Consider the following 13,142-nt stretch of genomic DNA (forward strand, 5'->3'; position numbering starts at 1 on the left):
TTTCAATGCAGCGCCTCATTTTAGCCTCTTCTTCTCCACGGCGAAAAGAACTCCTTGAAAATCTTCATCTGGAATTCGAAATCTCAGGCAGTGATGTTGATGAAAGCTATGATCCGGAGTTAAGTCCGGAGGAGATCGTCACCGAGCTTGCCGATCGAAAAGCTCGCTTTGTCGCCAGGAAATTCCCGTCTGCTTTTATCCTTGGTTCAGATACGATTGTTGTCTCTGGAGGAAAAGTACTTGGAAAACCTGAGGACGAAGCTGACGCGGTCTCGATGCTAAGGCAGCTATCGGGTAAAACCCATGCTGTTTTTACAGGCGTATCGATTATTGGCAATGAAAAAAACGTAAAGTTCTATGAAAAAACCGATGTGACGTTTTGGGAGTTAACCGATGACGAAATCAAAACGTATATAAACAGCGGTGAACCGTTTGATAAGGCAGGTTCATATGGAATACAGGGTCTTGGAAGCATGCTTGTCAAAGAGATTAGCGGCGATTTTTTTTCCGTAATGGGATTGCCGGTCTCCAGAACGGTTCGAGAATTAAGAAAGGCAGGCTTCGAATTACCGTTTTAAGTCTGTTTTGTTAGGTGGCTGCAACTGCATCCCGAAAAACACAGGAATTTGACTGTAGCTTTCTAACGAGCAGTTTTAGGCGATTTTCGTTGCTGCCCTGGTAGCTCTCCCTCGTCACAATCGGCGAACAGGGAGGAATTTATTTGAGCACAGAATTAATGATTAGAGATTTTCCCGCGGATGAACGTCCCCGCGAGCGCTTTGTCCAGAATGGCCCGGAAAACTTGTCAAACCACGAGCTGCTGGCGCTGTTGCTGCGAACTGGCTCAAAGCAGGAATCTGTCCTGCAACTGGCAAACAGGGTTTTATCCAGTTTTGAAGGTCTGAGGCTGTTAAAGGATGCTTCATTAGAAGAAATTACAGCTATCAAAGGAATCGGAACGGCAAAAGCGATCCAGGTCCTCGCAGCTGTTGAGCTTGGCAGGCGGATCGCCAATCTTTGCTACGATGACCGTTATGTGATCCGCTCCCCTGAGGACGGTGCGAAATTCTTAATGAATGATATGAGATTTCTGTCCCAGGAGCATTTTGTTTGTCTTTACCTCAATACAAAAAACCAGGTGCTGCATAGGCAGACAATCTTTATCGGGAGCTTGAATGCCTCGATCGTTCACCCTAGAGAGGTTGTGCGCCCATAAGGGCATTTAGAAAATCTGCTTTAGCAAAGCAGTAGGGAAATATCACAATTTATACCCTATCATTAGCCATCTTATCCGTAAGGGAAACTGAGCGGGGAGTGTAGCATGTTGGCAAAGCCATAAGTTGTCTAGTTACCAAGGCACGACTGAATGGCGAGATGAAATTCATAGACAAGGATGAAAGCTGAATTGCTTGAATGATAGCTCAAGGAGGACTACGGGGACCCTCAGCGGGAGGTAACGATAAACGCTATGTGAAGTATGCATGTTCCTTAAAAACTTCGAGGAACATGAAGTGATACTACTTCGTCCAACTTCTATATGGAAGAAACGAGCGAAAGTCACATCCGAAACTATGAAAAGCTATGTTTCTAAATGTCTAAATGGGGATTGTCTAAGTTGGAAAGCCAATAATGGCTATGACAATAGTGTCTGAATATCCAATATGGCAACGGAGCTCTCGTAGTAGTCCGAGATAGGGAAAGCCTATTACATGGCGAAGGAGAGTAGTTTATCGAGTTTAATACAAAATTGGGAAGGAGCGTGAGGCTCTATGAGAAATCCGAAAGTAGTATTAAACAGTCTAACTTCCAAAACAAACGATAAGAACTATGATTTCCAGCGACTGTATCGAAATCTCTATAACATTGAGTTCTTCCTAGACGCATATGACAAAATCTACCCTAATAAAGGTAGCAACATCAAAGGAATCAATGAGGATACCATAGATGGAATGAGTTTAAAGAGAATAAATGCTCTTATTGAAAAACTCAGAAATCAGACATACCAACCGAATCCTGCACGAAGAATCTATATCCCAAAAAAGAATGGGAAACTAAGACCATTAGGATTACCAACCTTTGAGGACAAATTAGTTCAAGAAGTAGCTAAAAGAATTCTTGAAAGTATCTATGAACCTAATTTCTCTGAAAACTCACATGCCTTTCGACCAAACAGAAGCTGTCATACTGCTCTTAAACAAATTAAAAATACCTTCACAGGCACCAGGTGGTTTATTGAAGGTGACATAAAAGGTTTCTTTGATAATATCGACCATCATACTCTCATTAACATTTTGAGAAAAAGAATCAAGGATGAAAAATTTATCAACTTGATTTGGAAATTTTTGCGTGCTGGTTATGTGGAAGATTGGGTTTTTCATAAAACATTTAGTGGGACCCCACAAGGTGGAATTATAAGCCCGATACTCTCGAATATTTACCTTAATGAATTAGACCACTTCATAGAAGAATATACTTCAACATTCAACAATGGTGATAAAAGAAGACATAATATTGTCTATCATAACTTGGCATCAAAAATTAACTATCGAAAATACAAAAATAAACATGAATGGTCAAAATTAGGTAAAGAAACACGAACTGAAAGAGCAAATGAAGTAAAGCAGCTGTATAAAGAGCTAATTACAAATGATAGCAAAGATCTGTTTGACCCAAACTACCGTAGAATGAAATATGTGAGGTACGCAGATGATTTCCTGATTGGTGTCATTGCAAGTAAAGAAGAAACAGAAAAAATCAAGCGGGATTTAACTGAATTTCTCGCAAAAAAACTAAAACTTGAACTAAGTGCGGAGAAGACGTTGATCACTCACAGTAAAAACAACGCTAGGTTTCTTGGTTATGATATAAGAATAGCAAGAGATTGGCAAACAATGAAAATGCCTAACGGCACTCAAAAAAGGAAATTTAACTTTCAAGCCAAACTTTTTGTCCCCCATGAGAAATACATCAAAAAACTCATTAGTCTAGGTGCCTTAAGTCTTGGAAAAAATAATCAGTGGAAACCAATTCACAGGACAAATTTACTCCACAGCGATGACTTGGAAATTATAAGACAATACAATGCGGAAATAAGAGGACTGTATAATTACTACAGATTGGCGAGTAACGTACATGTTCTCCAATCCTTACGTCAAACGATGAAATTTAGCATGATTAAGACTTATGCAAATAAATACAAAAGTACCGTTAGCAAAACAATAAACAAATTTTCAATAAACGGTAAATTTGGTATTCGTTATGAGACGAAAGAAGGAAAACGTATTGCATATTTCATTGACCAAAGAATGGAGAAGAATACTAGGATAAATAGTGAAGAGGTTGATATAGAACCGAAAACAGTAAAATATGGTGGCAGGACAAGCCTTGTCGAACGCCTTTTAGCAGATAAGTGTGAATGGTGTGGAGCGGAGAACACACCATTAGAAATGCATCATGTCAATAAACTTAAGAACCTAAAAGGGAAAAAGCGATGGGAGCAGTTCATGATTGCAAGGAATCGCAAAACAATTGCAATGTGTGAAAAATGCCACCATGACCTTCACAATGGGAAGTTAGATTGATAAATGGAAAGCCGTATACTCTGAGAGGAGTACGTACGGTTTGGAGGGGAGTTCTCGGAAACCTACTTAGGAAACTAAGAAAGGCGCTGGGTTCTTACCCTACTTCAAAGAAGCTTTCCGGAGGTCGGCAGCATCGATTATTTGTGTGCATAACCATCCTTCCGGCGATCCGTCACCGAGCAGGGAGGATATCGAAGTCACAAAGCGCCTCGCCGAATGCGGGAAAATAATCGGCATTGAAATGCTTGATCATTTAATTATCGGAGAAAATAAATTTGTCAGCCTCAAAGAAAAAGGGTATTTATGACACTAGGTTTTTATTTGACGATAAGCTATAATATTGTTTATGATTTTTGCAGGCTGGATTAAGACTGTAAACCATCCAGTATCGCCATTCAGGTGAATTTTAAAACGTTAAAACTATCGTTGCACCGGCCTTTTCGCCCTTGTTCGCAGCGTTCTTTCGACAATAAAGGATAAGCGGGTAAATGAAAACCGGATAAACATCTTATTTGCATTTTGCTTAAGTATCAGAAAGGGAGATACAATTTATGTTTGGAATTGGGACAAGAGATCTTGGAATCGATTTGGGCACAGCGAATACCCTGGTATATGTTAAAGGCAAAGGAATCGTCCTCAGGGAGCCTTCCGTTGTCGCGCTGCAAACAGATACAAAACACATTGTGGCGGTCGGAAACGATGCGAAAAACATGATTGGACGTACACCGGGCAATGTCGTCGCATTAAGGCCAATGAAAGACGGCGTAATTGCTGATTATGAAACAACCGCTACAATGATGAAATATTACATTAATCAGGCAACCAAAAACAAAGGCTGGTTTGCCGGAAAGCCATATGTAATGATCTGTGTGCCGTCAGGAATTACTGCTGTGGAAGAGCGTGCTGTCATTGACGCCACGCGCCAGGCGGGAGCACGGGACGCTTATCCCATAGAGGAACCGTTCGCAGCTGCCATCGGTGCCAACCTGCCTGTTTGGGAACCTACAGGTAGCATGGTTGTTGATATCGGCGGCGGGACAACCGAAGTGGCAATCATTTCATTGGGCGGGATCGTTACAAGCCAATCGATTCGTATTGCCGGGGATGAGATGGATGATGCGATTATCAACTATATCCGCAAAAATTACAATTTAATGATCGGTGAGAGAACTGCTGAAATGATTAAACTCGAAATAGGCTCAGCCGGAGATCCGGAAGGCATAGGCAACATGGAAATCCGCGGCCGTGACCTGTTAACCGGTTTGCCAAAAACAATGGAGATAACTGCTGAAGAGATTGCCAGAGCTTTGCATGACACAGTTTATTCGATCGTTGACGCTGTTAAGCTGACACTTGAAAAAACTCCGCCGGAATTGGCTGCAGATATTATGGACCGGGGAATTGTTTTGACAGGCGGCGGTGCGCTGTTGAAAAATCTCGACAAGGTGATAAGCGATGAAACAAAAATGCCGGTCTTAATTGCCGAGAACCCGCTCGATTGTGTTGCAATCGGAACGGGAAAAGCGCTTGACCATATTCATTTATTTAAAACAAGAGCGAAGGATTCTCGCTAATGCTGATCGTAGAGGTGTAAGTCATGCCACAGTTCTTTTTTAATAAACGTTTGATTTTACTGCTCGTCAGTATCATTGTTCTCGTGGCATTGATTGGATTTTCTTTAAGGGAAAGAGATCAATTAACCTGGCCGGAGCAGTTCATCAAGGACACAACCGGCTGGGTGCAATCCCTTGTTTCAAGACCGGCCCACTATGTTGCCGGATTTTTTGAAAATGTGCACGATTTGCAAAATACATATCATGAAAACAAGGAATTGAAAGCACGGCTAGATGATTTGACTAAGCTTGAAGTAGAGGTACAGGAACTTCAAAAGGAAAACAAAGAGCTTAATGAAATACTCGGCAAGAAAGAATCGTTGCGGGATTATGAACCAAAGCAGGCGACGGTAATTGGAAGAAACCCGGATCGCTGGCACGAACTTCTGATTATCAATAAAGGGAAAACGGATGGAATCGAGCCCGACATGGCGGTTATCACGGCAACAGGGCTGATCGGCAAGGTGAAAAGTGTCAACGGATTATCGTCAACAGTGCAGCTGCTGAGTTCAATGGACCCGACAAACCGGATTTCGGCTTCGGTGTTTGGCGAAGGAGAAAAACCATACCACGGAACGATTGAAGGCTACGATAAAGAACAAGAATTGCTTCTATTAAAAAATATCCCTTTTGATGCTAAAATAGAAAAAGACAAGATTGTCACTTCGTCAGGATTTGGTGGCGTGTTTCCGGGCGGGCTTGAGATTGGCAAGGTTGTTGACGTGAAGCCGGATCAGTTTGGCCTCACCCAAACCGTTTATGTGAAGCCAAGCGCAAACCTTTATGATATTCAGCATGTGATGGTCGCGAAGCGCAGCATTACAAGGCCTGAATTAACGGACATGGCAGATGGCGAGGAGGAGGAACTGTGAGAAGATTCCTTATTCCTGTTTTATTGATGTTCTTTTTTGTGATTGAAAGTACATTTGTAGAATTGCTTCCTGCAGAAATCTTTAACAGTGAGCGTATTCTCGTACCGCGTTTTTTGATGATTGCTCTGTTTTTCTTGACGATTTATGGTAGCGTTAAGCATGGAATCATTTATGCGCTGATTTTTGGCGGACTTTTTGATATTGTTTATACAGAGATTATCGGAATCTATTTGTTCCTGTTTCCGGTCATGGCGTATATCGTTTCGAGAATAATGAAGGTTCTGCATGCGAATATTATTATCATGACATTTGTGTCGCTGTTCGGAGTTGCCCTGCTTGAGCTTTCTGTATATGGAGCCAATTTATTAATCAACCGGACAAATATCGATTTTTCAATGTTTACTTTTCTAAGATGGCTGCCAACATTGGTGTTAAATTTAGCATTCACGATCATTGCTGCTTTTCCATTGAAAAAGCAGTTTGAAAGGTTTGCGGAATATTTAAAAGATTAATTGCTAAAATCGGCCTCTGTGCCACTAGACCTTTTACTCTAAATAAAAGTGGCAAGAAGGAGTTTCGGCATATTCTGTCGAAATCTTTTCTATCATGAGAACTGATATAAAGTTTTTAAAAAAATGTTGGGCGTTTCGATGTCCAGCTCCAGCGCCTAGCCCCTCGAGTCGCTTCGGTCCTGCCAATGAAGTCAAAGAACGACTTCACCGTCAGTCCCTCCAGCGCTTGTCGGGGCTGATCAAGGTGCTTCCGCTTTTCGAATTGAGGTGAACTTGCTGACATGAAAAAAATGCAAAATGTTACGATCAAAGGAACAAAGGACGGGCTAACGCTTCATCTCGATGATTCTTGTTCTTATGAGGCTTTAAAGAGGGAGATGGACGAAAAGCTTTCCGTGAGCTATCGGGGGAATGAGGATAATCACCTTATCTCCGTAAAGGTGAAGGTGGGCAACCGCTATTTGACCGAAACACAAAAAGAAGAAATGAAAGAGCTTATCCGTCACAAAAAAAACCTCGTTGTCGAAGAAATACAGTCGAATGTTATTACGATTGAAGAGGCAAACCGCTTAAAAGCCGCCAGTGAAATTGTTCCGATTACAAGCATTGTCCGCTCTGGCCAAATTCTTGAAGTGCCAGGAGATTTACTGCTGATTGGCGATGTCAATCCCGGAGGAACAGTTGCAGCCGGAGGCAATATCTTTGTTATGGGTGCTTTAAAAGGAATGGCCCATGCAGGACGGTCGGGAAACGGACAGGCAGTGATTGCCGCTTCGGTGATGAAGCCTTCCCAATTGAGGATCAATGATTGTATCAATCGTGCCCCAGACCAATATCCGGAAGGGGATAAGCGGGAAATGGAATGCGCATACATAAATGAAAATCAGCAAATTGTTGTTGATAGATTGCAAGCTTTAGTTCAGCTTAGACCTGAGTTAACAAGATTGGAAGGGGGACGATAGTATGGGAGAGGCAATAGTAGTGACATCCGGTAAAGGGGGAGTTGGCAAAACAACAACTTCTGCCAACCTGGGAACGGCTTTGGCCCTGCAAGGAAAGCGTGTATGCCTGGTTGATACCGACATCGGCCTTCGCAACCTGGATGTTGTAATGGGACTGGAAAACCGGATTATTTATGATCTGGTTGATGTGGTCGAAGGAAGATGCAAGATTCATCAAGCACTTGTTAAAGATAAACGGTTTGAAGACAAGCTTTACCTTCTTCCAGCAGCGCAAACAAGTGACAAATCGGCTGTTCAGCCCGAACAAATGAAGAAGCTTGTTGATGAGCTAAAACAGGACTACGACTATATTGTTATCGATTGCCCTGCCGGAATCGAACAGGGCTATAAAAACGCTGTCGCCGGTGCTGATAAGGCAATTGTCGTAACCACTCCGGAAGTATCGGCTGTCCGCGATGCAGACAGGATCATCGGGCTGCTCGAGAAAGAAGAAAACGTTGAATCACCGAAGCTCGTCATTAACAGGATTCGCAGCCATATGATGAAAAATGGTGATATGCTCGATGTCGATGAAATTACATCCCATTTATCGATTGACTTGATTGGCATTGTTGCCGATGATGATGAAGTGATAAAAGCTTCCAATCACGGTGAACCAATCGTGCTCAATCCGAACAGCAGAGCTTCAATCGCATATCGGAATATAGCCCGCCGCATTTTAGGCGAGTCTGTTCCGCTTCAGCCTCTTGAAGAAACCGACAACGGTGTTTTTTCAAAATTAAAACGCTTTTTTGGCGTAAAGTAGATATAAAATTCATATCTTGATTTTCGAACCGGGGGTAGTCCCGGTTTTTTATATTTGAATGAATTTCATAAAGCAATTCTTTAATTGAAAAACAAACAGTTATGTAAACAAAAGATAGTATTCATTTTTCCGGTTTAGTTTATTACATTGTGAAATTTACTTATTTACATAGAGCCGGATTTAGGATTGAAACGCGGGGGTTATCATCAAAACAGTCAACCTTTCAGGGACGATCTCTCGACGAAAAGTCATACTCGTGACGGACAACTCATACACTTGTACAAACTGGTGTAAGGGATTGGTGGGGATAAAATGCGTTCCAGAGCCGATGATATTCGAAAAAGGATTGCAAGGAGAAAGAGAGAAAGAGACAAGTTAACCGAACATAATCCGGTACATCCGCTTTGGGCTGAAGATGAGGAACGGTACGGGTTTGAGAAAATTTCCTCATTTGAAAGCGGACGGGGCGACGGGGAGCACCCCCTGTTCCGCAAGGAATTTTTCCTGTTTAAAATATTGGCTTCCGCCTGTCTTGTTTTAATGATGGCGATCATTTTCCGCAGCGAGGCTGGATCTTTGGAGCCGGTCCGCAGTTTTGTCAAAAAATCCATGAATGATGATTTTCAATTTGCGGCTGTCTCGGAATGGTATGAACAGCAATTTGGAAAACCGCTTGCCCTACTCCCTTTTAAAGAAGACTCGGGTAAAGACAAAACGGAAAAATTAGATTCCGAATATGCGCTGCCGGCCTCAGGGAAAATCCTTGAGGATTTCGATGTAAACGGGCAGGGGGTCATGATTGAGACGGGTGTTGGAGCGGCGGTACAGGCCATGAACGAAGGCTTCGTAAATTTCGCCGGCGAAAAAGAGGGATTCGGAAAAACGGTGATTATCCAGCATGGTGATACAAGCCAATCCTGGTACGCAAATCTGGAAGAGATTGATGTGGAATTATATGATTTTATTGAGAAAGGATCCACGGTCGGAACAGTCTCACAAGGGACTGACGGCTCAAAAGGTGTCTTTTATTTTGCCATAAAAAAAGGGGATAATTTTGTCGATCCCGTCCCGGTGATCCGCTTTGAATAAAATTATCGCGTTGTGCAAACAGGTTCATATCCATGCATTGCTGTGGCTTATCATCGCGTTAGCGGTTGTGACCGGACATTTTATAGAGCTATCCATGCTGCTGCTGATTATTTTTGTTCATGAAATGGGGCATGCGGCGGCGGCCTCTTTTTTTTCCTGGCGGATAACACGGATTTCGCTTCTTCCATTTGGGGGTGTAGCGGAGATGGAAGAGCACGGAAATCGTCCGCTTAAGGAAGAAGCGGTCGTGGTCCTGGCTGGCCCTTTACAGCATATTTGGCTTGCCCTGCTCGCATTTCTTTTCTATAAGGCTGCCTGGTTGCCAGAGCATTGGTTTTGGCTGTTTATCGATTACAATTTAATGGTGGTTATTTTTAATTTACTGCCAATCTGGCCATTAGACGGTGGCAAGCTTGTATTTTTGTTGCTGTCGCTGCGAGATCCATTTCCATTAGCCCATAAACGAACGCTGTTGGCGTCGGTTATCGGTATCGCCATTTTTACCGCAATCGTATTATTCACAGTACCAGGCAATTTAAACGTTTGGATCGTCGTTGGCTTTCTGCTGTTCTCTCTTCATGGGGAGTGGAAACAAAAACAGTACGTGTTTATGAGATTTTTGCTTGAACGCCATTATGGGAAAAACAGTGAGTTTCGCAGCTTAAAACCTTTAAAAGTAAATGAAGAAGAGCTTATCATAAACGTACTTGAACGGTTTCAAAGAGGCTGTAAGCACCCGGTTATCATCGAAAAAAATGGTAAAGAACAGGGTTTATTGGATGAAACTGAGCTTTTGCATGCTTATTTTTCAGAAAAGCTTCTGTCTGCGAGGATTGGTGATTTGCTTTATCCGTATTAGGAGTAGGATAATTGTTAAGGAAGTGGTTTAAACAGATTTTCATCCGGATGGATCCCCGAACTTGAACAGGATGAGCAAAAAGAAAAAGTGAGGAAGAAACTTTGGATAAATTGATTGTTAATTATGGTGTGAGGGAAAAACGATTTGCGCTTTTAAAAGGGAACCGTATCGATCGCTTATTTATCGAACAGCCGAAATCGCGGTCTGCTGTCGGCAGAATCTATTTAGGAATCGTTACGAAGGTTCTGCCGGGAATGAATGCCGCGTTTATTGACATTGGTGAAAACCGTGCTGGTTATTTGCATCGTGACAAGCTGCCTTCCTACGTCCTGTCCAATGAAGAAAAGGGCTTGAAGCAGAACAGCCCTATTTCGGCGTTTGTTCACCAGGGCGAAAGGCTGCTCGTCCAAATTGAGAAGGATGCAGCCGGGTCGAAAGGACCGCGGCTGACCGGAATTATCGAGCTTCACGGTGACGGGCTTGTCTACATGCCGAACGGTAAATATGTAGCTGTTTCGCAAAAGCTGCCTGATGAAGTACGGGAAAAGTGGCGTCAATTCGGGCACCAGATAAAAAGGGAGCAGGAAGGGCTTATTTTTCGGACTGCATGTGCCGGCATGGCGAGTGATGCTGTTGCTTTGGAGCTGGACGGATTGCGAAACCGGTATGAACTGCTGCAAGCGCAAGAACAAGCGCTGAAAAAGCCGGGCGTACTCGTCGAAAATGAGCCATTTATCGAAGAGCTTTATGCAGAATTGAAAAAAGCCGAACCCGTTGAAATCGTGGTCGATGATTTCGCTCTTAAAAAGAAACTTGTCACTTTTCTATCGACTGGGAGCGATCGTGCAGAAGTGTCTCTTTATACCGGAAATGCGAACATTTTCGCTGAATATAAAATCGAGCAAGAGATTGAAAAGGCGTTAAAAAGAATGGTTTGGCTCGACAACGGTGCTTATTTAATTTTTGATGAAGCAGAGGCTCTGACGATTATCGACGTGAATACCGGGAAGTTTTCCGGCAAGCATGATCTTCAAAGAACCGTTGTCGAAACCAACCTGCTGGCAGCACGGGAAATTGCCAGGCAAATCCGGCTCCGTGACATCGGCGGAATAATTTTAATCGATTTTATTGATATGGACCTTGATGAAGACCGGGACGATGTGCTTCGAATAATAAAGGCTGAGCTTGCTAAAGATGAACGGAGGACAAGGGTCATCGGCTTTACGAAGCTTGGAATTTTGCAGCTGACCCGCAAGAAGACAAAGCAGTCGATTCTTGAAGCTTTGACGATAAAATGCCCGGAATGTGAGGGGAGCGGCAGAGTCATCAGTGCGGAAACGGCCGCTTTCCGGCTCGAACGGGAGCTGTGGGAGTACCGTTCGTCTGACTATGAAGCGGTTCTTGTGCATGCTTCTGAATCAGTTAAGAAAGTATTTTCCGGAGAACACGGCGAGCACATAGAACGGCTCGAATCAGCATTAGGGATAAAAATATTCTTTTTAAGTGCTAATTCTGAAAAACCTCACTATGACATCCGTCAATTTGGAAAAAGAGAAGAAATTCAAGAAAAAGCAGAGCGATCATGACAATTATTTTTTAGTATTCTTCACTCTTTGGAATGTTATTGTGACGGGTTGACAAGACTTGTGGAATATGATATTATTTTTCATGTTATGTTTGTAGCGCACCCGTGCTACAACCGCTCAGAACAGGTTGAAAGTTTTTGCACTTCTTTGCAAAACGCCTGATGATGGCGAGTCTTAGTCTATAAGGAGGTGCAGTTCATGTACGCAATTATCGAAACTGGCGGGAAGCAAGTCAAAGTAGAAGAAGGTCAAGCGATCTTCATCGAAAAGCTTAACGCTGAGGCAGGCGAAACGGTTACTTTTGAGAAGGTTCTTTTCGTTGGCGGCGAGAATGTAAAAGTAGGCAGTCCATTAGTGGAAGGTGTTACAGTTACAGGAAAAGTTGAAAAACAAGGCCGTCAAAAGAAAATCATTGTCTTCAAGTATAAGGCAAAGAAAAACAACCGTAAAAAGCAAGGTCATCGTCAGCCGTATACAAAAGTTGTGATTGAAAAAATCAACGCGTAAGGTTAAATCAGATGATTAAAATTACGATTAATCGTAGCGAAACCGGAATGATTCAATCATTTATCGTGAGTGGACATGCTGAATTTGCTGATCCCGGGGAAGACATTGTCTGTGCAGGTATTTCTGCTGTGTCCTTTGGATCTGTTAATTCAATTATTGGTTTAACGGGCATTGAACCTGTTATCGAACAAGGAGAGAATGGTTTTCTCCGATGTGAAATTCCCGGGGATCTCCCGGTTGAAACACAAGAGAAAGTGCAATTGCTCCTTGAAGGCATGGTCATTTCATTGCAAACGATTGAAAGAGATTACGGAAATTATATAAAAATTAACTTCAGATAACTAGGAGGTGGAACAAATGTTAAGATTAGATCTTCAGTTTTTCGCTTCTAAAAAGGGAGTAGGTTCTACAAAGAACGGACGTGACTCAATCTCCAAGCGCCTAGGCGCTAAGCGTGCAGACGGTCAATTCGTTAGCGGCGGTTCAATTCTTTACCGTCAGCGTGGTACAAAAATCTACGCTGGAGTAAACGTAGGCCGTGGCGGCGACGATACCCTATTCGCTAAAGTTGATGGAGTTGTCAAGTTTGAACGTGTAGGTCGTGACCGCAAACAAGTGAGCGTATATCCAGCAGCTCAAGAAGCGTAAGCTTCCTGACGAAAACTCTAACCGTGAAGGTTAGAGTTTTTTATTTACGCGTGCCCAGCAAGCCGTTAATTGCTAGTTGGTGAAAGTCCAACCCGAGTAAGTGTCAAG

Annotated in this window: 13 protein-coding genes, 2 pseudogenes and 1 other annotated feature; all 15 genes and pseudogenes read left to right on the forward strand. The window is 42.8% G+C overall.

Going from position 1 to position 13,142, the window contains the following annotated elements; translation table 11 throughout:
- The first annotated feature begins 5 nt into the window (after positions 1–5).
- On the forward strand, positions 6–578 hold the full coding sequence (locus tag CVD23_RS06870; protein WP_101579606.1) for a Maf family protein: 573 nt from the start codon (positions 6–8) through the stop codon (positions 576–578).
- Between the two features lie 158 nt (positions 579–736).
- A pseudogene (gene radC / locus CVD23_RS06875) lies at positions 737–1,210 on the forward strand (RadC family protein); the annotation flags it as partial.
- 559 nt (positions 1,211–1,769) lie between these two features.
- A complete protein-coding gene (locus CVD23_RS06880) occupies positions 1,770–3,581 on the forward strand; it encodes a reverse transcriptase/maturase family protein (RefSeq protein ID WP_101665573.1) in 1,812 nt (603 codons plus the stop codon).
- 103 nt (positions 3,582–3,684) lie between these two features.
- Positions 3,685–3,888: pseudogene (locus CVD23_RS06885) on the forward strand (JAB domain-containing protein); the annotation flags it as partial.
- A gap of 244 nt (positions 3,889–4,132) precedes the next feature.
- Positions 4,133–5,155: a rod shape-determining protein gene (locus CVD23_RS06890; protein WP_101579604.1), complete on the forward strand. Its 1,023-nt coding sequence runs from the start codon at positions 4,133–4,135 to the stop codon at positions 5,153–5,155.
- A gap of 23 nt (positions 5,156–5,178) precedes the next feature.
- On the forward strand, positions 5,179–6,066 hold the full coding sequence (gene mreC / locus CVD23_RS06895; protein ID WP_101579603.1) for a rod shape-determining protein MreC: 888 nt from the start codon (positions 5,179–5,181) through the stop codon (positions 6,064–6,066).
- Complete coding sequence (mreD, locus tag CVD23_RS06900; protein WP_101579602.1) at positions 6,063–6,578, forward strand: rod shape-determining protein MreD; 516 nt, start codon at positions 6,063–6,065, stop codon at positions 6,576–6,578. Before mreC ends, mreD begins: the two co-directional genes overlap by 4 nt.
- A 281-nt stretch (positions 6,579–6,859) precedes the next feature.
- The gene (gene minC / locus CVD23_RS06905) at positions 6,860–7,540 is read left to right on the forward strand and encodes a septum site-determining protein MinC (RefSeq protein ID WP_101665574.1); all 681 of its coding nucleotides are present in this window, start codon (positions 6,860–6,862) and stop codon (positions 7,538–7,540) included.
- Between the two features lies 1 nt (position 7,541).
- On the forward strand, positions 7,542–8,345 hold the full coding sequence (gene minD / locus CVD23_RS06910; protein WP_101665575.1) for a septum site-determining protein MinD: 804 nt from the start codon (positions 7,542–7,544) through the stop codon (positions 8,343–8,345).
- A gap of 312 nt (positions 8,346–8,657) precedes the next feature.
- Positions 8,658–9,434: a M23 family metallopeptidase gene (locus CVD23_RS06915; RefSeq protein ID WP_101579599.1), complete on the forward strand. Its 777-nt coding sequence runs from the start codon at positions 8,658–8,660 to the stop codon at positions 9,432–9,434.
- A complete protein-coding gene (locus CVD23_RS06920; protein WP_101665576.1) occupies positions 9,427–10,293 on the forward strand; it encodes a M50 family metallopeptidase in 867 nt (288 codons plus the stop codon). The genes CVD23_RS06915 and CVD23_RS06920 overlap by 8 nt, the downstream gene beginning before the upstream one ends.
- 101 nt (positions 10,294–10,394) lie before the next feature.
- Entirely contained in the window at positions 10,395–11,879 is a 1,485-nt protein-coding gene (locus tag CVD23_RS06925) for an Rne/Rng family ribonuclease (protein WP_101665577.1), read from the forward strand.
- A 101-nt stretch (positions 11,880–11,980) separates the two neighbouring features.
- Positions 11,981–12,064 (forward strand) — a sequence feature (ribosomal protein L21 leader region).
- Between the two features lie 13 nt (positions 12,065–12,077).
- A complete protein-coding gene (rplU, locus tag CVD23_RS06930) occupies positions 12,078–12,386 on the forward strand; it encodes a 50S ribosomal protein L21 (protein WP_101579596.1) in 309 nt (102 codons plus the stop codon).
- A gap of 11 nt (positions 12,387–12,397) precedes the next feature.
- Positions 12,398–12,727: a ribosomal-processing cysteine protease Prp gene (locus CVD23_RS06935; RefSeq protein WP_101579595.1), complete on the forward strand. Its 330-nt coding sequence runs from the start codon at positions 12,398–12,400 to the stop codon at positions 12,725–12,727.
- Positions 12,728–12,743: 16 nt separating this feature from the next.
- A complete protein-coding gene (gene rpmA / locus CVD23_RS06940; protein ID WP_101579594.1) occupies positions 12,744–13,034 on the forward strand; it encodes a 50S ribosomal protein L27 in 291 nt (96 codons plus the stop codon).
- The last annotated feature ends 108 nt before the right edge of the window (positions 13,035–13,142 follow it).

Origin of the sequence: Bacillus sp. V33-4 (assembly GCF_002860225.1) — a bacterium.
Lineage (GTDB): Bacteria > Bacillota > Bacilli > Bacillales > Cytobacillaceae > Bacillus_BJ > Bacillus_BJ canaveralius.